23 protein-coding genes and 1 tRNA gene are annotated in these 24809 nt (G+C 43.4%); 13 read left to right on the forward strand and 11 right to left on the reverse strand.

The window, feature by feature from the left end:
* The first annotated feature begins 161 nt into the window (after positions 1 to 161).
* Genes FD977_RS08755 through FD977_RS08770 form a run of 4 tightly spaced genes read left to right on the forward strand, consistent with a single transcriptional unit; the run spans position 162 to position 4288 of the window.
* Positions 162 to 1574: a circularly permuted type 2 ATP-grasp protein gene (locus FD977_RS08755; RefSeq protein ID WP_215305044.1), complete on the forward strand. Its 1413-nt coding sequence runs from the start codon at positions 162 to 164 to the stop codon at positions 1572 to 1574.
* A gap of 13 nt (positions 1575 to 1587) precedes the next feature.
* A complete protein-coding gene (locus FD977_RS08760) occupies positions 1588 to 2547 on the forward strand; it encodes an alpha-E domain-containing protein (RefSeq protein ID WP_215305046.1) in 960 nt (319 codons plus the stop codon).
* A gap of 15 nt (positions 2548 to 2562) precedes the next feature.
* Complete coding sequence (locus tag FD977_RS08765) at positions 2563 to 3360, forward strand: transglutaminase family protein (RefSeq protein ID WP_215305048.1); 798 nt, start codon at positions 2563 to 2565, stop codon at positions 3358 to 3360.
* Positions 3361 to 3415: 55 nt separating this feature from the next.
* Positions 3416 to 4288 (forward strand): peptidase, encoded by an 873-nt coding sequence (locus tag FD977_RS08770; RefSeq protein WP_215305050.1) that lies wholly within the window; start codon positions 3416 to 3418, stop codon positions 4286 to 4288.
* 147 nt (positions 4289 to 4435) lie between these two features.
* Here FD977_RS08770 and FD977_RS08775 read toward each other — a convergent pair whose 3' ends face one another.
* The 7 genes from FD977_RS08775 to cobA all read right to left on the reverse strand — a co-directional run bounded on the left by FD977_RS08775 (position 4436) and on the right by cobA (position 9715).
* Positions 4436 to 4801, reverse strand: coding sequence for a sirohydrochlorin chelatase (locus FD977_RS08775; RefSeq protein WP_215305052.1), 366 nt, complete (start codon positions 4799 to 4801; stop codon positions 4436 to 4438).
* 1 nt (position 4802) lies between these two features.
* On the reverse strand, positions 4803 to 5234 hold the full coding sequence (locus tag FD977_RS08780; protein ID WP_215305054.1) for a PAS domain S-box protein: 432 nt from the start codon (positions 5232 to 5234) through the stop codon (positions 4803 to 4805).
* 87 nt (positions 5235 to 5321) lie between these two features.
* Positions 5322 to 5765 carry a cyanase gene (cynS, locus tag FD977_RS08785; protein WP_215305056.1) on the reverse strand — a complete coding sequence of 148 codons (444 nt, stop codon included), beginning with the start codon at positions 5763 to 5765 and terminating at the stop codon, positions 5322 to 5324.
* Between the two features lie 23 nt (positions 5766 to 5788).
* On the reverse strand, positions 5789 to 6652 hold the full coding sequence (locus tag FD977_RS08790) for an ABC transporter ATP-binding protein (RefSeq protein WP_215305058.1): 864 nt from the start codon (positions 6650 to 6652) through the stop codon (positions 5789 to 5791).
* On the reverse strand, positions 6642 to 7502 hold the full coding sequence (gene ntrB / locus FD977_RS08795) for a nitrate ABC transporter permease (RefSeq protein WP_215305060.1): 861 nt from the start codon (positions 7500 to 7502) through the stop codon (positions 6642 to 6644). The genes FD977_RS08790 and ntrB overlap by 11 nt, the downstream gene beginning before the upstream one ends.
* A 15-nt stretch (positions 7503 to 7517) precedes the next feature.
* The gene (locus FD977_RS08800) at positions 7518 to 8891 is read right to left on the reverse strand and encodes a CmpA/NrtA family ABC transporter substrate-binding protein (protein ID WP_215305062.1); all 1374 of its coding nucleotides are present in this window, start codon (positions 8889 to 8891) and stop codon (positions 7518 to 7520) included.
* A 20-nt stretch (positions 8892 to 8911) separates the two neighbouring features.
* Positions 8912 to 9715: a uroporphyrinogen-III C-methyltransferase gene (gene cobA, locus FD977_RS08805; protein ID WP_251369472.1), complete on the reverse strand. Its 804-nt coding sequence runs from the start codon at positions 9713 to 9715 to the stop codon at positions 8912 to 8914.
* Between the two features lie 150 nt (positions 9716 to 9865).
* Between cobA and FD977_RS08810 the strand changes: the two genes are divergently transcribed.
* From FD977_RS08810 to FD977_RS08850, 9 genes are all read left to right on the forward strand, one after another.
* Positions 9866 to 11161, forward strand: a complete 1296-nt coding sequence (locus tag FD977_RS08810; RefSeq protein ID WP_215305064.1) for a CmpA/NrtA family ABC transporter substrate-binding protein — start codon at positions 9866 to 9868, stop codon at positions 11159 to 11161.
* Entirely contained in the window at positions 11158 to 13608 is a 2451-nt protein-coding gene (gene nirB, locus FD977_RS08815) for a nitrite reductase large subunit NirB (protein WP_215305065.1), read from the forward strand. The genes FD977_RS08810 and nirB overlap by 4 nt, the downstream gene beginning before the upstream one ends.
* The gene (gene nirD, locus FD977_RS08820; protein ID WP_215305067.1) at positions 13601 to 13951 is read left to right on the forward strand and encodes a nitrite reductase small subunit NirD; all 351 of its coding nucleotides are present in this window, start codon (positions 13601 to 13603) and stop codon (positions 13949 to 13951) included. Before nirB ends, nirD begins: the two co-directional genes overlap by 8 nt.
* Positions 13944 to 16787: a nitrate reductase gene (locus FD977_RS08825; RefSeq protein WP_215305069.1), complete on the forward strand. Its 2844-nt coding sequence runs from the start codon at positions 13944 to 13946 to the stop codon at positions 16785 to 16787. The genes nirD and FD977_RS08825 overlap by 8 nt, the downstream gene beginning before the upstream one ends.
* 7 nt (positions 16788 to 16794) lie before the next feature.
* Positions 16795 to 17703 (forward strand): DNA-binding protein YbiB, encoded by a 909-nt coding sequence (ybiB, locus tag FD977_RS08830; protein WP_215305072.1) that lies wholly within the window; start codon positions 16795 to 16797, stop codon positions 17701 to 17703.
* Positions 17704 to 17706: 3 nt separating this feature from the next.
* Positions 17707 to 18216: an HPP family protein gene (locus tag FD977_RS08835; protein WP_215305074.1), complete on the forward strand. Its 510-nt coding sequence runs from the start codon at positions 17707 to 17709 to the stop codon at positions 18214 to 18216.
* Between the two features lie 36 nt (positions 18217 to 18252).
* A complete protein-coding gene (locus FD977_RS08840; RefSeq protein ID WP_215305075.1) occupies positions 18253 to 18720 on the forward strand; it encodes a nuclear transport factor 2 family protein in 468 nt (155 codons plus the stop codon).
* Positions 18710 to 19303: a nitroreductase gene (locus FD977_RS08845; protein WP_215305077.1), complete on the forward strand. Its 594-nt coding sequence runs from the start codon at positions 18710 to 18712 to the stop codon at positions 19301 to 19303. The genes FD977_RS08840 and FD977_RS08845 overlap by 11 nt, the downstream gene beginning before the upstream one ends.
* Before the next feature lie 123 nt (positions 19304 to 19426).
* Entirely contained in the window at positions 19427 to 19951 is a 525-nt protein-coding gene (locus tag FD977_RS08850; protein WP_215305079.1) for an HPP family protein, read from the forward strand.
* A gap of 367 nt (positions 19952 to 20318) precedes the next feature.
* Here the strand turns inward: FD977_RS08850 and FD977_RS08855 are convergent, their stop codons facing one another.
* The 4 genes from FD977_RS08855 to rpoD form a co-directional block, all read right to left on the reverse strand.
* Complete coding sequence (locus FD977_RS08855; protein ID WP_251369473.1) at positions 20319 to 21260, reverse strand: nucleotidyl transferase AbiEii/AbiGii toxin family protein; 942 nt, start codon at positions 21258 to 21260, stop codon at positions 20319 to 20321.
* Positions 21260 to 21904, reverse strand: a complete 645-nt coding sequence (locus FD977_RS10835) for a DUF6088 family protein (RefSeq protein ID WP_251369474.1) — start codon at positions 21902 to 21904, stop codon at positions 21260 to 21262. Before FD977_RS10835 ends, FD977_RS08855 begins: the two co-directional genes overlap by 1 nt.
* 208 nt (positions 21905 to 22112) lie before the next feature.
* Positions 22113 to 22189, reverse strand: a tRNA-Ile gene (locus FD977_RS08865).
* A 13-nt stretch (positions 22190 to 22202) separates the two neighbouring features.
* A complete protein-coding gene (gene rpoD, locus FD977_RS08870; RefSeq protein ID WP_215305081.1) occupies positions 22203 to 24725 on the reverse strand; it encodes an RNA polymerase sigma factor RpoD in 2523 nt (840 codons plus the stop codon).
* Positions 24726 to 24809: the final 84 nt, after the last annotated feature.

Consider the following 24809-nt stretch of genomic DNA (forward strand, 5'->3'; position numbering starts at 1 on the left):
TAGATTGAGAATGCATTGCTTGCTACACCCCGAAAGAGCATGAATGGAAAGTTTGAAATAGGCGGTCTCATCTCATAAATGCACTAAAGTAGTGCACTAAAGCACCAAGCTGTTCCCATCAATTTGGCTCAGTATTTTTTACAGGCGTATGTTGAGGAACTATGAACTTGCCATATGACGAAATGCTCGATGCTAACGGCAAACCCCGTCCCCATTACCAAATTTTTCATCAATGGTTAATGCAACAAAGTGAAACCTTGATGGGTTTAAAGCGTGCAGAAGCTGACCTAATCTTTAGGCGTGTTGGCATTACCTTCGCTGTTTATGGAGATGACCTGGGTGCAGAAAGAACTATTCCATTTGATCAAGTACCCCGCATCTTTAGCGCCAAGGAATGGGAACTTCTAGAAACAGGTTTACGGCAACGCGTTAAAGCACTCAACCGTTTTATCTACGATGTGTACCACGATGAAGATATCATCAGAGCCGGCATTGTTCCCGCAGAGCAAATATTTAACAATGCTCAATATCGCCCAGAGATGCGCAATGTGAGTGTGCCTCGTGACATCTATGCACAAATTGCAGGCATTGATATTGTTAGAGCAGGCGAGGGTGAATTTTATGTTCTAGAAGATAATCTGCGCGTTCCTTCTGGTGTTTCTTATATGGTTGAAGACCGCAAGATGATGATGCGCCTTTTTCCGGATCTATTTCAAAAATATCGTGTTGCCCCCGTAGGTCATTACCCAGATCTTCTATTGGAGTGCTTGAAAGCTGTCAAACCAGATGATGTCAAAAAGCCGAACGTAGTAGTGCTGACACCAGGTATGTATAACTCCGCATATTTTGAGCATAGCTATCTTGCACAGCAAATGGGTGTTGAGTTGGTCGAGGGTAAAGATTTATTTGTAAAGAATGAACAAGTCTTTATGCGTACCACTCAGGGGCCTGAGAGAGTTGATGTGATCTATCGCCGTATTGATGATGACTTCTTAGATCCACTAACCTTTCGCTCAGACACTACTCTTGGAGTGGCAGGCCTACTTTCTGCTTATCGCGCTGGCAATGTAACCCTAGCTAACGCTATTGGCACTGGAATCGCCGATGATAAATCGATCTACCCTTACGTTCCAAAGATGATCGAGTTCTATCTTGGCGAAAAACCAATTCTAAATAATGTGCCAACTTTTCAATGCCGCAAGCCAGATGATTTAGAGTACACCCTAGCGAACCTAGAGAAATTAGTAGTGAAGCTAACTCACGGTGCTGGTGGTTACGGAATGTTGGTTGGCCCAGCATCCACAAAAGCAGAGATTGAAGAATTTAGAGCCCATTTGATTGCGAATCCAGATAGATACATTGCACAACCCACCTTAGCATTATCTACCTGCCCTACCTTTGTGGAGTCAGGCATTGCGCCTCGACATATTGATTTGAGACCATTTGTGCTCTCGGGAAAAACTATCAAAATGGTCCCTGGCGGATTGACTAGAGTCGCCCTGAAAGAAGGTTCTTTAGTTGTTAATTCCTCCCAAGGCGGTGGCACCAAAGATACTTGGGTGCTTGAGGAATGAAGAAAGAGCAAACATGTTAAGTCGCACGGCTGATTGCCTTTATTGGATGGCTCGCTACACTGAACGAGCGGAAAATACTGCTCGGATGCTTGATGTGAATCATCAAACATCACTATTACCTCAACCTGCTCAATTTCTAGAGCAAAGCTGGAAAAAATTACTCACAATCTCGAAATTAGAAGAGAGCTTTCTAAGCAAACATGATGTGATCAATCGTGAAAATGTATTGGACTTCATGATTTATGAAACCAGCAATCCATCCAGCATTGTTTCTTGTTTATTTGCAGCTCGAGAAAATGCTCGCGTCATACGAGGTCGAATTACTTCTGAGGTATGGGAAACACAAAATACTACCTGGCTGGAATTACAGCAAATTCTAGAGGCAAGGCATCAAGCTGACCCCAGTAGATTACTGGAATGGGTAAAGCACCGTTGCCATCTCTTTAGAGGAGTCATGCATGGCACGATGTTAAAAAATGAAGCCTTCTACTTTATTAGCGTAGGAACGCTATTAGAACGCGCTGATAACACCGCCCGCATTCTAGAAAATAAATATGAAGAACAAGATGCTATTCAAGCGTTAGAGGATGGCAATGACGATAACTTTTTTGATTTTTACCACTGGGCATCACTACTCCGTTCTGTATCCGCTTTTGAAATTTATCGACAAATTTATTCAGATCAAGTCACACCAAAGCAAGTAGCTCAGTTATTGATTTTCAACAAGCAAATGCCACGCTCATTAGTATGCTGTATCAATGAATTGATCCCACTGCTCTCAGAGATGAAAAACCAGCAATCAAAAGAAATTGATCGTCTATTAGGAAAGCTCAAAGCAAGTCTTGATTACTCCGATATTGATGAAGTCTTTGAGCAAGGTTTAGAGGAGTTTATTGAGACCTTCTTGGAACGCATCAATCATATTGCCGATGAGTTTAGTAGTGCCTACCTTATCCCATTAGCTGCTATCTAAAGAATTTAAAAATATATGCATCTAAAGATCCGCCATCGCACCGAATACCGCTATGAAACCCCAGTACGCTATTCCATTCAAGAGCTACGTCTAACACCAATTACCAATGCAGGTCAGGAAGTCGGTAAATGGAAAATCAATACTCCGATTAAAGCCTCGAATTCAATCGATGCCTTTGGTAATCACTGCAGCGTCTTTGTTCAAGAAAGCCCCTATACCTCCATGATGATTGAGGCAGAAGGAGAAATACGAACCCAAGATGCCTATGAGTTTATCGATAACCAAAAAGCTGTATCTCCATACTATCTTTTGCAGCAAACTAACCTGACCGAGCCAAGCGAAGAAATGCTGGCCTATTATGCTAGCAAACTTCCCAAGAAGAATTCTGTCGATGATGTGCTCAAGTTGGCAACTGCTATTCAAGAGACCATCCAATACGTACCCGGACAGACCAATTTTGCGACCACGGCTGCGCAATCTTTCATCATGAAATCCGGTGTTTGCCAAGACCATGCACATGTCATGCTCGGCTTATGTCGTGCATCCCATATTCCAGCGCGCTATGTGAGCGGATATTTCTTTGCAGAAGAATCTCCAAACTTAGCTAGCCATGCTTGGATTGATTTTTGCAGTGATATCGATAAAGGAATCTGGACCAGTGTTGACATTACTCACGCATGTCTAGTAGATGCCCGCCATATTCGTCTAGCTATTGGCAAAGACTATTACTCTGCTGCTCCCGTTAAGGGAGTTCGGACAGGTGGCGGCGGTGAAGAGCTCAGCGCTACTATTTCCATTCAAAAATTACCTTAAACCATCCTCAGATAATTGCGCGATAATTCTAGGGATTAAATCAAAGGATTAAGGTATGACGTATTGTGTTGGGATTTGCTTAAAAGATGGGCTTGTATTTTTATCGGATACCCGCACGAATGCCGGCGTAGATCAAATCGGGACCTTTAGAAAGATGACCTTGTTCCAAAAAGACAAGGATCGCTTTTTTACAATGATGAGCGCCGGTAATCTAGCCATTACCCAAGCTGCCAAAGAAATCCTTCTGCAAGGTGAGACGCTCAATGGTAAAAATCTATGGAATGTGGATAACGCCCATGATGCAGCTGTAGTGGTTGGAGATGCCATTAAGCAAGTTTATGATCGCGATCACAAGGCCTTAGAAAAAGCAGGCATTGATTTCAACTGCAACTTGATCTTTGGAGGTCAGGTAAAAGGTGAGCGGCCACGTCTATTTAATATCTACTCTGCTGGCAATTTTATTGAGGCAACGCCAGAGACTTGCTACTTCCAAATTGGCGAATCCAAATACGGCAAACCTATTCTGGATCGGGTTCTGAATTTTTTGACTCCACTAAATCTGGCTACTAAGTGCGCTTTGATTTCGATGGACTCAACCTTAAATAGCAACATCTCTGTTGGGCTACCTCTAGATTTATTGGTTTACGAAAAGAATTCCCTTAAGGCAAGTAAGCTAGTGACTTTAGATGAATCCAATCCCTATTACAAAATGATCCATCAGGTATGGGGAGAGAAGCTACGAGCTGCATTTAATTCTATTCCTGAACCAAGCTGGAGCGGCGCCAATAAATCTAGTGCCATTTCTGCGCCTGCAAAAAAGATGAGTGCAGTAGTGATTCATGGGCAGCCGCCAAAAGTTAGGCAGAAAAAAACTGTCGAGCCATCTATGCCAATAGCTAAGAAGACTCCAGCAAAGAAAAAAGTCTAAATTCAACCCGGTTTTTTAAATATCTAACAGATCAATCAACTATTAGTCGAAAGTAGCCTCCACAGCGTTACTTAAAGTAACGCTGTATTTGCTGACCTTAGATAATGACTGCTAGCGAACTATAGGAGAAAAAATTCTTTATAAAAATCAACGCAAAGCATGTTCGCTGTAATTAATGATCGCCTGCAGAACAAGTAGATTTTCCCCTACTGCAGGCGTAGAACTCAAAGAAATTTCTGAAAACTCGCTCCGACAGTCTTCTAATATTTTAGGAAAGTCATTGCGCAAGTGACTCCCTTGCCCAAAAAATACTGGAACAACAACAATATCCTTGATTCCTTGTATAACAATTTTTTGAACTGCACCAGACAAAGAAGGCTGCATAAGCTCTAAGAAAGCAAGCTCTACAGGAGTACCAGGATTCTGCGCTTGCCACAAAGCAGCAAGACGATCAAAAGGCTCACGCCAACGTAAATCACGCGCACCATGCCCAAAAAAAATAATAGCTTTCATATTAAGGCTGTATCCTGCTCTCAAGGGCGGCTAATTTTTCCTTGAGCTTGCGCTCCTCCTGGAATCGCTCTGTTTCATCGCGAACAATGGCTGCAATTGCCATAGGCTGATTATGGTCATCAAAGATCATGGTGACTGAAAAGGCGATTGAAATAGATCTACCATCTTTATGAATCGCTGGAACCCGCAGTAAAGTATTGCCATACTTGGTTTTGCCAGTTTCCATCGTGTGAAAGTAGCCCTTAGAATGGCGCTCCCTAAAACGCTCAGGCGTAATGATGCTGAGAGTTTTTCCTAAAGCCTCATCTTCACTGTAGCCAAAAATTCGCTCAGCGGAAGCATTCCAGAACAAGATATTTTCATCCCGATCAGAAATAATCACAGCCTCGCCGATTTGACTCACCACCGTTTTGAAATTAATGCTATCTGACATGCTTAATCTCTATTGTTTAGTCATTGATTACTAAGAATACTCCAATAAAAAGCCACCCGAAGGTGGCTTACGGACAGGCTAGGTTGATTAATAAGTCTTATAAGAAAGATACTTGCCTGATAGCACTACCTGCACTCGGTCACCTTTTGGATCTGGCTCACGCTGAATATCCATCGAAAAATCGATCGCACTCATAATGCCATCACCGAACTCTTCATGAATTAATTCTTTGATAGTAGTGCCATAGACGCTCACAATTTCATACCAACGATAGATCAGCGGATCCGTTGGAACAGCGGTAGGCAATGAACCCTTGTAAGGAACAATCTGCAACCATGCCATTTCTTCATCAGTTAATTCAAATAACTTGCCAGCAGCTTCAGCCTGGGCTTTAGTGAAGGTCATTTGACCTAAGCAGCCAGCAGTAACCCACTCCTTGGACTCACCAATGGCTTTGGCAATATCACTCCACTTCATTCCTTTACGAACTTTGGCTTCGATAATTTTCTGTGTAACTACTGAACGATCCATCTTTTTCTCCTAGTTTTAATATATTAAGCAACAGCCGTATCAACGCCCGGAAGGACTTTCACAGGCTTATAGCCATCTAACTCACCATTTGCACCCTTGATCTGCAAATCCTTTGATCGATTCACCAAGAAATCAACCAGATGATTCCTCATCGGATAGTACATAGCATCGTGATGTAAATTAGCTCGCTTTCTTCCTTTGGGTAAGGTATTGACAACGATTTCAGCAATGCGTGCATTAGGACCATTACTCATCAGCATGATTTTGTCTGAAAGCAAGATTGCCTCATCAACATCATGGGTGATCATGAAGACAGTTTGATTTGTCTCTTTGCAGATTTTTAAGAGTTCGTCTTGAATAACCCCACGTGTTAATGCATCTAAAGCACCAAAGGGCTCATCAAGCAGTAGCATTTTGGGCTCAATTGCAAAAGCTCTTGCAATACCAACCCTTTGCTTCATACCGCCAGATAATTCTGATGGTTTTTTATTTTCAGCATTGACTAAGCCAACCATTGCCAAATATTTTTTGGAATGATCAGAAATCTGCTGCTTTGACCAGTCGGGATACCTTGACTTCACTGCAAAGGCCACGTTCTGCAATACAGTCATCCAAGGCATTAATGCATGCCCTTGAAAAACGACCCCACGCTCCAAGCCAGGCCCTTGAATGCGCTTACCTAGCATGATCGCATCGCCACCAGATGCCTCTTCAAGACCGGCCAATACATTCAGAATAGTAGTTTTGCCACATCCAGAGTGTCCAATAATACAAACAAACTCACCTCTTTCGATTTCAAAATCGATACCCTCAAATACTGGGGGTGCATCAGCTTTAAATGATTTACTGAGGCTTGAGACTTTAAGGAAGGTATTTTCATTCTGCATACGAAACCGCCTTTTGTAACTTCGCGAATGCGGTATCTAACAACATTCCAACAATACCAATTAAAAGAATTGCAAAAATTACACTGGAGAGCGATAAGTTATTCCACTCATTCCATAAGAAGTAACCGATTCCCGTCCCACCAACAAGCATCTCAGCAGCGACGATCACCAGCCATGCAATGCCCATAGAAATACGCATACCAGTAAGTATTGTTGGCGCAGCAGCAGGAAGAATTACTAAGAATGCCTTGCGTAATGAAGAGACTTCTAACGTTTTGGTAACGTTTAATAATTCCTTACGGACGCTGGCAACTCCAAATGCAGTATTTAGAAGCATTGGCCATACTGAGCAAATAAAGATCACAAAGATTCCAGAAATCGAAGAGTCTTTAATGGTGTATAGGGCAATAGGCATCCAAGCCAAAGGAGAGATAGGTTTAAGAATTTGAATAAACGGATTGAATGCTGCATATGCCAACGGTGACATACCAATCCAAAATCCTAATGGGATAGCTACTATCATTGCCAGAAAAAAACCTAAACCTACACGAGCTAAGGAATATGCAAGCTGAATGCCAATACCTTTGTCATTTGGTCCATTGTCATAAAAAGGATGTGATAGTTGCTTATAGATGGTTTGCCCCATCTGCGTTAAGGTTGGAAACCCAGTTTTTTGAACTGGCTCACTACCACCTTGACCCATGAGGCTGTTGTACTCACTAGAGTTTGTTGAGATACCTGGAGGCGGCGCAACCTTTTGAGTCGTTGCAATATGCCATATAAGAAGACACATTAGCAAAATCACAACTGATAGGATTGCGCCCTTAACCTTAATTGATACTGTTTTCATTCATTAACCCTGAGTTTAGGCTTTGGTAGTTGCAAAGGATTTCAAGTAGGCTGCTGGCTGGCTAGGATCAAACTCTTTACCCATAATTTTGTCTTTTCTGTATCCAACCTTAGCCAATGGGGGCACAGCAATACCAGTCTCGCCCATATACTTTTTGGCATCAGTAAGTAGAAACACTTTTTCAGAGATGTCTTTGTAATTCACGTCACCTTTGACATAGCCCCAGCGCTGCATTTGAGTCAACATCCAAGTCGCCATGGAGTACCAAGGAATTGGATTGAAGTCGATGCGGTCTGGTACGTTTTGCACATTACCTAAGCCATCTGCAAACTTACCAGTAAGAACCTGCATTACCACTGTCTCAGGTTGATTAAGGTAGTTCGGCGCGGAAATCACTTTGGCAATCAAAGGTCTATTTGCTGGATCACGTGCCATAGTGGAGGCATTTAGTACCGCACGGTATAAGGCTGCAAATGTATTTGGATTTTTTTTAATGAAATCCTCTGAAGTTCCAAAAGCACAGCAAGGATGACCATCCCAGATCTGCTTAGTCAGGATATGAATGAATCCAACTTCGTCGTATACCGCACGCTGATTAAATGGATCTGGCCCCAAGAAACCATCGATATTGCCTGCACGTAAATTCGCAACCATTTCTGGCGGTGGCGTTACACGAATCTGAATATCCTTATCTGGATCTAACCCCGCTTGCGCAACGTAATAACGCAATAAGAAATTATGCATTGAGTATTCAAACGGTACAGCGAACTTCATGCCCTTCCAGTTTTTAGGATCGCGATTATCTTTATGTTTATTAGCTAAAGTAATTGCTTGGCCATTTACGTTCTGAATGGTTGCTACACGCATCTGGGTAGGATCTGAACCCAATCCCATAGACATCGAAATCGGCATTGGTGACAAGAAGTGGGATGCATCATGTTCTTTGTTGAGCATCTTGTCACGAATTAAAGCCCAGCCTGCCGTTTTATTTAATGTGACATTGAGGCCCTGCTTTTTATAAAATCCTAGTGGATCAGACATAATCAAAGGTGTTGCACAGGTGATCGCAATAAAACCAATTTTTAGATCTGGTTTTTCGAGTGGCGCCTTCTCTTGAGCCATTGCCTGCAAAGAACCCACCGGCAAGAAGCCTGATAAGGCACTCATTGCACCACCAGCACCTACAGCTTTTAAGAATGCGCGTCTACGCGCCTCTTGTGGAAACAATGCTTTTACTAAACTAGCCTCGACAAAATCTGCACTTTCTTGCTCGACATCCATTTTTGCTGACAGAGAATTTGCATGGTCTAACTCAGAAGCATGCTGTCCACAACTGCAGCGGTTACTAAATAGCGGTCTATCTGGATCAAACGGGCGATATGAATTCATATGTATCTCCTAGTAAATAATTAAGATGCTTTTTGCAAAAGATTTAAATGATTTTGTGACTCAAAGAAAGGAAATAAAGTCTGAAGTTTTTTTCTATAGACTTCTCCCACCATCACTACTACTGGTTGCTTATCTAAAAAATGATGATGAACATCACCAAAACGCAATTGCTCTAAGGTGCAAGCAAAACTACGCTGCGCTGGAAGGCTTACTGACTCCATTAAACAAACAGGTGTATCCGCTGAGTAGCCTTGAGTAATCAAGGCTGTAGCAACCTCAGATAACTGGTCACGCGCCATGTAATAAATGGCGGTTTTATGATCTTCGTGCGCACAACGACCAGGCAAGGTTGTCAGTGTCAAGGTACGGCTTAGTTCGCGTGTTGTGGGCGGCTGTTTCAATTCAGCAGAAGCCGCTAAGGCTGTAGTAATTCCTGGAACAATTTCATAAGGAATATTTGACTTCTCAAGGGCGTCAATTTCCTCCTGCGCTCGACCGAAGATTAGTGGATCCCCACCCTTGAGGCGCACCACTATTGAATACTTGCTAGCAGCGTCCACTAATTGCTTGTTAATAAAGTGCTGAGAGCTCGAATGTGACCCACATCTTTTACCAACTTGCACCAATTTAGTGCTAGAACACCAATCTAACATGGAAAGATCAATGAGTGCGTCATAGAAAACGATGTCTGCCTGAGCCAAAATTCTCGAGCCGCGAACAGTAATAAGATCGGCAGCTCCAGGTCCGGCACCAATGAGGTAAACGCCGGACACTAGCCCATCTAATTTAAGGGCTTTAACTCTTAATGGTGCAATTTGTTCCATGCATCATTTGTAACAGTCGGGAATCCCTCTAAAACTTATGAATGAACCAAAAGGGTTCATGCATTATTTTGGTGCACCATTTCAGAGCATTCAGAAAATTCCTAGAAACTAAAATTCCTTATTGTTAGTTATCGACCAAAGGAGCCCAGTATGAAAGAAAACATCAAAGCTAGTCTGATAACACCAGAAACTGTTATTTCAACAACTTCCGATATCAACCCTGCGCGACGCAAACTCATTCAAGGTATTAGCTCTGCCAGCATATTGTCTTTAATAGACCCAATGGTGAAGGCGGGTGCATGGGCTGCTGGATCTGATGCCCCCGAAAAAACTGATGTAAAGATCAGCTTCATCGCCCTTACCGACTGCTCTTCAGTCATCATGGCCAACCATCTTGGCTTAGATAAAAAGTACGGTGTCAAGATCATTCCTACCAAAGAAGCTTCATGGGCTGCAATTCGCGACAAGCTAGTCAATGGTGAGAATGACATGTCGCATATCCTTTATGGTTTGATGTACGGACTGCAAATGGGTATCGGCGGTCAACAAAAGGACATGTCTTTGCTAATGTCATTGAATAACAATGGACAGGCAATTACTTTGTCAAAAGCACTTTATCAAAAAGGTGTGAGCGATGGCGCAACTCTCAAAGCCCTAATGGATAAAGAAAAGCGTGATTACACTTTTGCACAAACCTTCCCTACTGGCACACACGCTATGTGGCTCTACTACTGGCTTGCGAACTACGGCATTAATCCATTCAAAGATGCGAAGATCATTACTGTTCCTCCTCCCCAAATGGTGGCCAATATGCGCAGCGGGAATATGGATGGTTATTGTGTGGGAGAGCCTTGGAATGCCCGCGCGATCATTGACGGTGTTGGCTTTACAGCAATGACCACACAAGCCATTTGGCAAGATCATCCAGAAAAAGCCTTAGGGACAACCTCTGACTTCGCTAAAAAATATCCCAACACCTGTCGGGCAGTTACAGCAGCCATTCTAGAGGCTGGAAAATATATCGACTCTTCAACAACCAACAAACATAAAACAGCAGAATTAGTTTCTGCACCATCCTTTGTAAACACAGATGTTAACGTAATCCAAGATCGTATGATGGGCCGCTATAACAATGGCATCGGCAAGACTTGGGACGATCCTCATGCTATGAAATTTTATAACGACGGTTTAGCAACCTTCCCTTACCTATCTGATGGCATGTGGTTTATGACTCAGCATAAGCGCTGGGGTTTACTCAAAGAACATCCGGATTACTTGGCGGTTGCGAAAAAAGTAAACAATATCGCGATCTACAAAGATGCTGCTACGGCTTCAAAAACTCCAATACCAAAAAGTGATATGCGCTCGAGCAAATTGTTTGATGGTGTTGTATGGAATGGCTCTAACCCCGCAGCTTACGCAGATAGCTTCAAGATCAAAGCATGAAAAAACAAAAACTAGTCATGATTGGCAATGGGATGGCCGGTGTTCGGACCATCGAAGAATTGTTAAAGCTTGACCCAGAGCTTTATGACATCACTATCTTTGGTGCCGAGCCGCATCCCAATTACAACCGCATTCTTCTCTCTCCGGTATTGGCTGGTGAACAGACGCTAGAGCAAATTGTTTTAAATGACCTTGATTGGTACAAGAGCAATGGCATTCATCTTCATCTCGGCAAAACGATTACTAAGATTGATCGTAAAGAGCGAACTGTTACCGCCAATGATGGCACAGTTGAGAAATACGACCGCTTACTACTTGCAACAGGCTCACTTCCTTTCATCCTTCCAGTACCTGGAAATGATTTACCTGGTGTTATTGCCTACCGCGATATTAAAGATACCAACGAGATGATCGATGTAGCAACCCGCTACAAAAATGCAGTGGTGATTGGTGGAGGCCTACTTGGTCTAGAAGCTGCAAATGGTCTAGCTCTCAGGGGTATGAGTGTTACCGTGGTCCATCTTGCAGACTGGCTGATGGAAAGGCAATTAGATAAAGCGGCCGCTGATTTACTACAAAAATCTTTAGAAGAGAAAGGTCTCAAGTTTTTACTTAAGACCTCTACTGAGGCAATCAGCCCTAATGCTGTTGGTGATCGCGTAGGCTCTATTCGCTTTAAAGGTGGTCTTGAGATTCCTGCAGATTTAGTTGTCATGGCTGCAGGTATTAAACCTAATACAGCCTTAGCTGAATCCGCAGGCTTACATTGCAGCAGGGGCATTGTTGTTAACGACACCCTGCAAACATTTGATCCAAGAGTTTATGCCGTTGGTGAGTGTGCAAGCCACCGCGGCACAGCCTATGGTTTAGTTGCCCCCTTATTTGAGCAAGCTAAAGTTTGTGCCAATCATCTGGCTGAATACGGTATCGGTCGTTATGAAGGCTCTGTCACCTCAACAAAACTGAAGGTTACTGGGGTTGATCTCTTCTCCGCTGGGAACTTTATGGGGGGCGAAGGCACAGAAGAAATCACGCTTGCTGATCCTATTGGCGGCGTATATAAAAAATTAGTTCTGAAAGATGACCGTTTGATTGGGGCTTGTATGTTTGGCGATACCGCAGATAGCACTTGGTATTTCAAACTCATGCGCGACGAACAAAGCGTTGCTGAAATTCGTGATACTTTGATGTTTGGTGAATCCAATATTGGCGACGTTGGACATCAAGGTCACAATAAAGCCGCTGGTATGACCGATGCAGATGAAATCTGCGGATGTAATGGCGTGACAAAAGGTACGATTGTTAAGGCCATTCGTGAACAAGGTCTCTTTACATTAGATGAAGTGAAGAAGTGTACTAAGGCTAGTAGTTCCTGTGGCTCATGCACTGGACTTGTTGAACAAGTACTGATGAATGTTCTTGGTACAGACTACTCAGCCACCCCTAGAAAGAAGTCGATTTGCGGATGCTCCGATCTTTCTCATGATGAGATTCGTCAAGCAATACGCTCTGGTCACCTTATATCCCAAGAACAAGTTCGCACTGAATTGAGCTGGAGAACACCTAACGGTTGCGCGACTTGTCGCCCAGCCCTAAACTACTATCTGATTTCTACATGGCCGCATGAAGCAATTGATGATCCACAATCACGCTTCATTAATGAGCGTGCTCATGCCAATATTCAGAAAGACGGCACCTACTCAGTAATACCCAGGATGTTTGGTGGACTAACCACTCCTGCTGAGCTACGCAGAATTGCTGACGTTGCTGAGAAATATCAAGTACCAACAGTAAAAGTAACTGGCGGTCAACGCATCGACTTGCTTGGCATCAAAAAAGATGATCTTCCAGCAGTATGGAAGGAATTAGATATGCCATCAGGTCATGCCTATGGCAAATCTATTCGTACAGTCAAGACCTGTGTTGGTGATGAACATTGTCGCTTTGGTACCCAGTCTTCCATGAAAATGGGTGTTGAGCTTGAGCGTATGCTTTTTGGCATGTACGCACCTCATAAAGTCAAGCTTGCGGTTTCAGGTTGTCCCAGAAACTGCGCAGAAGCTGGCATCAAAGACGTTGGCATCATAGGCGTTGAGTCTGGCTGGGAACTTTATATTGGCGGAAACGGCGGTATTAAAACTGAAGTTGCTGAATTCCTCTGTAAAGTCAAAACAGATGAAGAAGTACGTGAGTACTCAGGTGCATTCTTGCAGTTATATCGTGAAGAAGCTTGGTATCTGGATCGTACCGTCCATTACCTAGCTCGAGTTGGCATGGAATACATTAAGCAAAAAGTTGTTGAAGATTCTGAAAGCCGTAAAGCCCTTTATGAAAGACTCCTATTTGATCTCAAAGATGCCCCAGATCCTTGGAAAGAGTTTGAACGTGCTGGTGTAGATATTCGTCAATTTAAAACCATTCCTATTGTTGAGGTTGGCAATGTCTAACACCACCCAACTTGATCAGTGGCAGAAAATCACAACAGTTGATGAGATTCCCGTTCTAGGGTCTCGGGTTATTCAAGCACCCGCTGGTCAAATTGCAATTTTCAGAAATTCAGAAGACGAAGTATTTGCCGTATTGGATAAGTGTCCACACAAGGGTGGCCCTCTCTCACAGGGTATTGTTCATGGTAAATCTGTAACCTGTCCACTGCACTCCTGGAACATAGATCTTTCTACTGGCTGCGCCGTTGCTCCGGATGAGGGCTGTGCTAAATCCTTTGCAGTCAAAGTTGATTCTGGTGTGGTTTGGCTCAGCCGCGAGGAATTGCAAAACAAACATGGCTGAAGTTAAAAGCACTTGTTGCTACTGTGGTGTTGGCTGTGGTGTCATTATTGAAACTGCAGTTACAAGCAATGGGAAGATCGAGATTACCGGAGTTCGTGGCGATCCCGATCACCCTGCAAACTTTGGCAGACTCTGCAGTAAGGGCTCTACCCTCCATCTCACCGCAAAACCAAGCCTTCAAATGCAAGCGCGGTTAGGTTCACCGGCTATTCGCAAAACAAGAGGCGAAGATCCGATAGATATTGCTTGGCCCGAAGCAATACAAACCGTTGCCCAAAAATTTGCCGACATCATTAAAGAGCATGGTCCAGAGTCCGTTGGCATTTATGTCTCTGGTCAATTATTGACCGAAGACTATTACATCTTCAATAAGTTAATGAAGGGCTTAATTGGCTCCAATAACATTGATACCAATTCACGCCTATGTATGTCTAGCGCAGTAGCTGGCTACAAGCAAACTTTGGGGATGGATGCCCCACCCTGCTGCTATGAAGATATAGATTCGGCATCCACGATCTTTATTACAGGATCTAATACTGCTTTTGCTCACCCAATTCTGTATAGACGTCTTGAGGATGCCCGTAAAAATAATCCAGACCTCAAAGTTATTGTTGTTGATCCCAGAAAAACAGATACCGCTAAAGAAGCCGATCTCTATCTTCAGATACAGCCTGGTACTGATGTTGCGCTATATCACGGCATGCTTTACATCATGCTCTGGGAGAAATGGATTGATGAGTCTTATATCAACTCTTACACAGCAGGTTTTGATGCCCTGCGTGATCTCGTAAGGGACTTCACGCCTAAGGCAGTGAGTCAGATCTGCGGCATCAATGAAAAAGACTTGTTCCAAGCAGCGCAATGGTTTGCTACTTCACCTGCAACCTTATCGATGTATTGCCAAGGATTAAATCAATCAGCATCAGGCACCGCTAAGAATGCGGCTTTAGTCAATCTGCATTTGGCTACTGGTCAAATAGGCAAAGCTGGTGCAGGTCCATTCTCTTTGACCGGGCAACCTAATGCGATGGGCGGCCGAGAAGTTGGAGGCTTAGCAAATCTACTATCTGCACATCGCGATCTTGCCAATCCAGAGCACCGCACAGAAGTTGCCAACCTTTGGGGAGTGCACTCTGTGCCGGAGAAACCAGGTCTTAGCGCCATCCCCATGTTTGAAGCATTGCGCACTGAAAAGCTTAAGGCTATTTGGATCGTCTGCACAAACCCAGCACAATCTATGCCCGATCTTAATGCCGTTCATGAGGGCTTAAGTAAAGCCGAGTTTGTTGTGGTTCAGGAAGCCTATGCGCATACAGCAACCACCCTCTATGCGGATGTCTTATTACCCGCCACTACCTGGGCAGAAAAAGTAGGTACTGTTACCAATTCAGAGCGCCGCATCTCCAAAGTCAATCCCGCAATTGATCCCTTTGAATCTGCAAAACATGATTGGCAAATTGCTTTGGAGATTGGACACGCTATAGAAGAGCTGCTTCCAGGAAACAGAAAGGATGGAATTACCACGCTTTTCCCTTATGCCGGACCAGAAGATATTTGGAATGAACATCGTGAGAGTACGGCCGGTCGTGATCTCGATATCACTGGCCTGAGCTACCAAATCCTCGAGGAACGCGGGCCACAACAATGGCCAATGCCAAAAGGGTCTTACTTTGGCAAAAAGCGACTTTACGAAAATGGTATCTTCCCCACTAAAGATCAGAAAGCGCACTTTATCGCTGCGCCTTATAAGGCACCTGCAGAATCAGTAGATGCACGCTATCCCTTTGCCTTAAATACGGGACGCCTGAGAGATCAATGGCACGGTATGAGTAGAACCGGAACGATTGGAACACTCTATGGGCACTCACCCGAGCCTTGTGTAGAGCTATCACCCAAAGATGCAGGCAGGATGAATCTAGAAAATGGTGATTTAGTTCATGTCACTAGTCGCAGAGGCAGCGAAATCTTTCCGATTAAAGTTTCGGATGATATTGCCTCCTCGCAAGCCTTTATTGCGATGCACTGGGGTTCTGAGTTTATTTCAGGCGCTGCTGGTAAAACACCAGGCCGCGGAGTCAACGGACTAACCTGCAACATGATTGATCCTGTATCAGGTCAGCCAGAGTTGAAGCATGCAGCTGTGAAGATTTTGCCAGCAAATCTTCCTTGGCAACTCGTTGCCTTCGGCCTATTCCCGAAAGAGGAAGTCTTTTCTGTTCAAAACAGTTTGCGCAGCATCTTGCCTCACTTTGACTCGGCCCAATGCGTCTTATTTGGCAGAGAGCAAGATGGTGAACTGATTGGGGTTTCATTCAAAGCTGCCCATCACGATGACCCGCTAGAAGAATCCGAATCTCTTGCCGCACAAGCTCTAAAGCAAGTGATGGAGAAATTCAAATTAGATGAGGCCTCTGGAGAGCCAGTAATGCGCTATAGCGATAAACGCAGAGGCATAGTACGGCTCGTACGTGCTCAAGAGAAAGTTCTATCTGCAATGCTCACTGGTTCCATTGATAGTCTAGCAAGTACCGCCTGGCTAAGAGAGTACCTAGAGAGCGGCTTGGATGCAAAAACGCTCGGTCGATCTCTATTGATGCCCGTCAGCAAACCTCCTGTGGAAATAAAGTCTAAGGGCAAAGCAATTTGTAACTGCTTTAATATCTCTGCAGACACAATGACGCAATGCTTAAGCAAAATGCCAACAGGAACCTCTCCCGATCAAGCTATGAACTCGCTTCAATCTGAAACTCAATGTGGAACCAATTGTGGCTCTTGCAAACCCGAAGTCAAGCAAATTATTTCGAGCTTTCTCAAGCAAGTAGAAGTAGCTGCATAATCTTGTAATGAGCATCACATCATTCCTAAAGGTCATTGGCCGAGGTAGTAAAGGCGCTTGCGATCTTGATCGCAATCAGGCCATAGAAGTGTTTGCTCAAATTCTAGAGGGTAACGTAAGCGATCTTGAGTTAGGTGCTTTTTGTATTGCTATGCGCATCAAGGGTGAATCAGTATCTGAGCTAATGGGCTTTATGGATGCTTTAGAACCACATCTAAATTTACTCAACCTAGGCTCTCGTCCAACCATAATCTTACCAAGCTATAACGGAGCTAGAAAGCAAGCAAATCTCACGCCGCTTCTTGCCAGCATGCTTTCTAGTTATGGTTTTACTGTTCTTGTTCAGGGAATAGAAAAAGATCAAACTAGGGTAACGAGCCATGAAATTTTTAAATCGCTTGGGTGGCCAATTCTAAACACTAAGAATGAATTTGGCACCCTCTTAAATTCCAATCAGCCAATTTTTTGCCCCCTCAATGTTATTTCCCCAGCGCTGCAAAGATTGTTAGACGTCAGAGAAAGAATAGGCCTACGGAATACTGGTCATGTCCTTGCAAAACTCATTAATCCAACTCTTCAGAGCCCTTGGCAAGTATCCAATTACACTCATCCAGAGTATCCAGAAAAATTGCGGGAGTTTTTTCAACTTCGTTCAGCAAATGCAATTTTGATGAGAGGAAGCGAGGGTGAACCCACTGCCTCCCTACAACGATTACCTGAAATGCATTTTTTACCTTCAAATGGAAATCAAGTTACTAGCCCAGAAGAGCGATTCGAAGATCCCACCCCGTTTATTGAAATTGATGCCATATCAACAGCGTCTATTACCCAGAAAATTCTCTCTGGACAAGTCATATGTCCGAACTCAATCATAAGACAAGCTACCCAAATATCGACGATGGCTGGATTACACTAAACCATGCTTAGAATAGTTAAACGTTTGGCATGGGTTTCATTGGGGGCAATCGTTGCGCTTGGCTTGGCCCTTCTTGCTACTAAACCACCGACAACCCCATTACTACTTGCCTCCCTAGGCGGTTCAACAATATTTCTATTTGGCCTGACTGGTGCTCCCGCGGCACAACCACGAGCCTTATTTGGTGGTCACTTAATCAGCGCCCTCATTGGAGTAGTTTGCTATCAACTTTTTGAGGACGCATTGTGGGTTTACTTATTGGCAGAGGTACTTACGTTATGCATCCTATTATTAACGCAAACTGTACATCCACCAGCGGGAGCTAATCCACTGATTATGATTCAGGCGCACGCTGGCTTTGGCCATCTCATAGCAGTTGTTTTAGTAAGCGTTACGATTCTTGCAATAGTAGCTGCCGTCTGGAGTCGATTAACTCCTGGCAAGGCGCTGCATTACCCGGTGAAATGGAACGAGCCCTCCCCGAAATCAAATGACTGGAGCGTTTGGGGGTAGTTGGGATCAAATATTTAAAATTAAACAGAGAGAGCCATGGAACAAAAAGCACCATTACCCCCCTTTAATAATGAAACCGCTATCCAAAAGATTCGAATGGCTGAGGATGCTTGGAATACCCGAGATCCTGAAAAAGTCTCCTTGGTCTACACTGAAGATACCATTTGGAGAAATCGAGCTGAATTTCCGAAAGGTCGAGAACAAGTAAAAGAGTTTCTCCATCGTAAATGGGCAAAGGAGCTTGATTACCGATTGATAAAGGAATTATGGGCGTTTACAGGTAACCGTATCGCAGTTCGCTTCGCTTATGAGTGCCATGATGACTCGGGAAACTGGAGCCGCAGCTTTGGTAATGAGAATTGGGAGTTTAATGAAAATGGCTTCATGATGAGGCGTTTTGCTAGTATTAATGATTTACCTATTAAAGAATCAGATCGAAAATTCTTTTGGCCCCTTGGAAGAAGGCCGGATGATCACCCGGGGCTGAGTCATTTTGGCTTCTAGTAATTTAGATTCGCTCGGTAGTTTTGCACATGGACTAATCCATAGTCGCCAGCATGTTTCGCCTAAAAGGCTAATTGATCCTGGTCCAAGCCCATTTCAGAAATTAGAAATCCTCAATGCTGCAGGAGCTGCCCCTGATCATGGAAAAATAACGCCCTGGCACTTTTATGAAGTTAGCTCCAAAAGTCGTAATTTACTAGGCGACTTATTTGCCGATGCTCTCATCGCAAGAGATCCAAGCGCAACTCTAACTCAGGTTGATGAAGCCAAGCAGAAAGCTTTTCGAGGTCCCTTGTTGCTATTGGCAACTGTCAATCTCAATAATGAGCTAGATAACATTCCCGAACAAGAAAAAATCATCTCTGCGGGATGCGCAATTCAAAATATTTTATTAATGGCAAACGCTTTAGGATTTGGATCTGGGCTTTCGAGTGGCAAAGCTCTTTATAGTCAAAAAATGAGAGAGTTATTTTTATTAAAAGATAAAGAGCAGCCCTTATGTTTCATCACTATCGGAACCATCTCAACCCATAAGCCTAATAAAGATAGGCCAGATGCCAGCTCGTATACATCAACATTTTAAACAGAATGGCCCAGTTGATATATTTGACAAAAAAATTTGTTTAATAACTCTCGCACCACCAAAACTAAATTAAATCGTTTAAATTAGTGGCTATCTACTATTAAATAATTACTCGATAGATTAATGAATAAATTAAAAATCTGGTGCCATAAGCTTTATGAGGCGCTCAAGCCAACCCCTTCTGAATTTTCTCTTACGCAGCAATTTATCATCACCATAGGCACGACCGCTACTATCTGCATCCTATCATTGGTTAACCATCTCTTAGATAAAGAAAATTTGCTACTGCTTGCGCCATTCATCGCTAGCGCATTAATGATATTTACAATGCCAAGCAAGAAAATGACCTCTGCTAGTGTAATTTTTCAATCTTATCTTTTATGTTCACTCATTGGCTTTGCATTTGTATATGTATTTGACTATGCCCAATGGGTAATGATCGCCGCCTTTGTAATTAGCTTCTTTCTCATGCTGGTGCTTGAATGCTTACACCCTCCCGCAATAATGTTGCCTATTATGATTATTAGCGAGAGATTGAGGGACTACACCCTGGCTTTTGATCCAATTGCAATTGATGTTCTTATATTGCTGATAGCAGTTTATTTTTTCAATAAAACCTTAGAGAAGTTTCCACTTATTAAAAAATGAATTTATAAGCTTGAATTGATATATCTAGTCTTGCCAATCGGCAAACTGTGCAGTAATCGCCTGCACACTTTCTAGCATGCCCAGCGTTACTTAAAGTAACGCTCAAATGACCGAACCTAACCTTTAGCCTCAAATGCTAGCTTTTTATGAGTTTTAAGTTGAGATTAGGTTCTCTGGTTATGAGAGCAGACATCCAAAGAAAACCACTAAGATTTCAAGAGGTTACGTCTCCTAAATATCGGTGTGTGAGTATTTGTGTAACTAGATTAACAAGATCACAAAATGTAATCCCTCACTCTTTGGTTTTCGAAACCAAAGGATTTTTGGAGCAACCATCTAACACTTCGTTGCTCCAAGGTGGATTTACCTACAAAACCTTTAGATGATGACTAATCCGATTTAATAGATCAGGAAAATTTGGCTGACCTTTGTAATATAGGCTAGCTACTTTTTGATATTCTGATTCAAACAACTTTCGGTCTTCCGAATCACACAGAAGAAAAGCTGGGTTTTGAGAAATAATTAAGTTATCGGACTTGGGAAAACGCTCTACCTTCCTAGTCTGATACCTATCAGTCTTAATAAATTCCAACACTGATGAGCAATCCAAGAGGCAATATACGTCGTAGTAATGCCTTAGGAAGTTCTTAGGAAATCCTTTGCCATCTTTGTATTGGCGATACTTCGTAGAGATGGTTTGCAGTTTTTCCACAAAAGTATATTCAGGCAAGTAACACAAGACATTTTTGGCTCTATTGTCATCAATTTCTTTGACGTACTTAATCGCATAATCGTATGCCCACGATGAAATATCTACCGGCTGATTGGGTGCCGTATCGTCAAAGCCTAACTCTAATAAAACACCATCTTTTAAACCACCCACCGATGGCATTATTGATTGGTAATTTAAGCGGATCCCGCCACTGCGCATTTTTTCTGGATCATCAAATGCATAATCTCGTATAACATCTTGTATGCCAAGAATCTTTAGCTCACTGGCAACCCAATCGTAAAAATCAGATCGAGATTTTATATGCGCTTCTTTATCTTGATTTTTACCAGCCTTAACATCCATGCCTACTGGCGGCTCAATGCGGATATCAATATCTTCGGAAAAGCGATAGATTAATCCAAACCCCTTGGATAATGAAGTTCCGCCCTTCAATTCAAATGTAAATCCTTGTTGCTGCAATCCCCAAAGGCAATGCATGATCCAATAATCCTTTTCAACCAATGTGGGATCAATACCCATATTGTCTGATACAGCAGCAATCAGATCTTTGAAATCCTTATGTTCATGCAAAAGCACTAAGCACTCGCTCTCTGCGTATCACGCAACCAAGATGAAACCCGCTTCTTCGTTCTCCCTGCCCCATAAGCACTAACTGTTTTTTGCAATTTAGAAGTTTCAAACTTATTTAACTGCTTCTCTGCCTTAGTCAATACATCATCTTTATTCTCGGCAAGCGAATCTAGATTATTCAATAGATCCACCAATAAGAATTCTTTATCCACCTTTTTTGGAAAGCGCGGTTTTACCCGAAATTCAAAACTTCTATTGCCTAATTTAAAGACGCCATGGCGTTTATGGTTGTACACCACAGTCTTGTTATATAGCTGAGTTGTTCCCAAGCCCAGTGAGTTATAGCTATTAGGTGAAAGCAACAAAAAGTTCTCGTCTTTTAAAAAAGCTTCTACTAGCTCATTGTCTTTCGGAGGCACCCTACCAAATACAGATGATTTGGGTGCGTAATATAGTCCTTGGGCAAGCTTCTCTAAATCACCCGCATCAACCAATTGTTTTAAATGACGGTCAACCGCATTGGAGTTACCTAAAAGATCCTCTCTTCTATAGACATGACCCCTCTTAAGCTGCGAGCGAAGTCTCCCCAATGCGCTATCGCGTAATTCAGGCGAAGTATTTAAGGGGGGGGTTACAGGCTCTTTTTGCATGATTTTTTATTAAAGTTTCATGCATATTAACATAGGCAGACGGTATTAACAAGCTTGGCAGCGGAGAAGCTGGCGCAATGAACAAATAGTTGATTGCTGCAAGCTAGAGCCATATATCTATTGGGGTCTAGCGGTAATATTTGCTACACACCGACTACACATTAACAAAAAATGACCTAGCGTTCTCACGCTAAGTCATTGATTTTATTGGTGGGCCCACCAGGACTTGAACCTGGGACCAAAGGATTATGAGTCCTCTGCTCTAACCAACTGAGCTATAGGCCCGTTAGTCTTTGGATCAATCCTCTTCGAGGAAGGTCTTGAGTTTGTCGCTGCGGCTTGGATGACGCATCTTTCTCAAGGCCTTGGCTTCAATCTGACGAATACGCTCACGAGTCACATCAAATTGCTTACCAACTTCTTCGAGAGTATGGTCTGTACTCATCTCAACACCAAAGCGCATACGCAATACTTTTGCTTCGCGTGGTGTTAATGAATCCAGAACATCCTTCACTACATCGCGCATCGATTCATGCAAGGCTGCTTCAGCTGGAGCCAAGGTATTGCTATCTTCAATAAAGTCACCCAAGTTTGAATCCGCATCGTCACCAATTGGTGTCTCCATGGAGATTGGCTCTTTAGCAATCTTCATAATCTTGCGAATCTTATCCTCAGGAATTTCCATTTTGAGAGCCAAGGTTGCAGCATCTGGCTCATGACCAGTTTCTTGCAAGATTTGACGGCTAATACGATTCATCTTGTTGATCGTCTCAATCATGTGAACTGGGATACGGATCGTGCGTGCCTGGTCAGCAATCGAACGAGTAATCGCCTGACGAATCCACCAAGTTGCATAGGTAGAGAACTTATAACCACGACGGTATTCAAACTTATCTACCGCCTTCATCAAACCGATATTACCTTCCTGAATTAAATCCAAGAACTGTAAACCTCGGTTGGTGTATTTCTTAGCAATCGAAATTACCAAGCGTAAGTTAGCTACAGTCATCTCACGTTTAGCTTCACGCGCACGCTTCTCGCCAGCAGTCATCCGCTTGTTTACTTCTTTTAATTCTGGAAGTGGTAATACAACACGCGTCTGAATATCGATCAACTTCTGCTGTAATTCCTGAATCGCTGGAACGTTACGTTGCAGTAATGCTGTATATGGCTTGTTTTCTTTGAGGAGTTTATTTACCCACTCTAGATTCATCGACATTTTCGGGAAGTCTTTTAATACTTCACCACGATTAACGCCAACCTTATCTACCAACAAACTTACAATGCCGCGCTCGAGCTTCCAAACTTGATCTACTTGAGAACGCATGGTGTCACACAACTTCTCAACACTCTTTGCAGTTAAGCGGAAACCAAGCAACTCGCCACGAATAGCTTCTTGTGCCTTGATATAAGCAGGACAGTTATAACCCTCTTTATCAAAAGCACGACGCATCTTGTCAGATTGAGTGCGCACAATTGCAAACTTCTCCAGAGAGATCTGCTTTAATTCTTCAAGTTGCTTAGCGTTGGCTGTAGCTGCGCCACCACCACCGCCTCCTTCGTCTTCACCGCCTTCTTCGTCACCCACTTCAGCATCTGGGTCGATTTCTGGCTCTTCTGGTCCAAGCTTAATATCTTCAGCGTTAGGGTCAACTAGTCCATCGACAAATTGATCAATCTCCATCTCACCACTAGTAATCTTGTCTACGTTAGCTAAGATCTCGCCGATCGTGACGGGGCAAGCGGCCAAGGCCATCACCATGTCTTTAAGGCCTGCTTCAATCTTCTTCGCAATGACGATCTCACCTTCGCGAGTCAGCAAATCCACAGTACCCATCTCGCGCATATACATACGTACTGGATCGGTTGTACGACCGAACTCGGAGTCAACAGTAGCTAAAGCAGCTTCAGCCTCTTCTTCAGCCTCTTCTTCGGAGGTTGTTGCTGAGGCATTCTCATTCAGGAGGAGCGTCTCAGCATCTGGAGCCTGCTCATACACAGTAATGTTGATGTCATTTAAGAGGCTGATCAATGTTTCTAATGCGTCAGCATCTGACAACTCATCAGACATCACGTCATTCATTTCGCCATGAGTTAAGTAACCCTTGGACTTACCCATCTTGATCAATGTCTTCAGACGAGTACGACGTAATTCTTGCTGCTCTTCAGAGCCTAACTGTTGTGCTGCGAATTCTTTTAAGAGTGCTTTTTCTTTTGCCTTACGCTCACGTGCTTTTTGACGATCAGTCAGAACTGGTTCAGCACCCTCTGGAAGAGCATCCGCCTTGGGTTTGCGACCTTTTTTTACTTCTTCAGTCGCAACAAGTTCAGTCCCCGGCTCAACTGCTTTTGCTTTTTTACCCTTAGCTTCTTTAGCTGCGGGAACTTCCTTAGCAGCTTTAGCCTTTTTAGGTGCCTCTACTTTCGCTACTGGCTTTGATGCGGTCTTTATTGGAGCTTTTGCCGCTTTAGCGGGAGCCTTTACTGGCTTGGCTGGTGCTTTTGCTGTTGTTTTTGCTGTTGCTTTAGCTTTAGCAACTGGTTTGGCAGGTGCCTTTGCTTTTGTCGCTGGCTTGGCTGGTGCTTTTGCTGGTGTCTTAGCTCTAGCCGCTGGTTTAGCAGGCGCCTTCGCTTTAGCCGCTGGCTTGGCTGGTGCTTTAGCTTTCGCTACTGGCTTGGCTGGTTTTACAGGTGCTTTTGCTTTAGCCACTGGTTTAGCAGGTGCCTTGGCTTTTGCCGCTGGCTTGGCTGGTGCTTTGGCTTTGGCTTTTGCTACTGGCTTTGCTGGTTTAGCTGCTGGTTTTTTCTTGGTATTAGGCATTTATTAGCACTTACTCACGTTACTGATGATTGTTCTCGACTGCTTAGGCGCAGCCACTTAGTCCACTTGCCCCAAATTTCTTCA

The sequence above is a fragment of the Polynucleobacter sp. AP-Elch-400A-B2 genome, assembly GCF_018688355.1.
Lineage (GTDB): Bacteria > Pseudomonadota > Gammaproteobacteria > Burkholderiales > Burkholderiaceae > Polynucleobacter.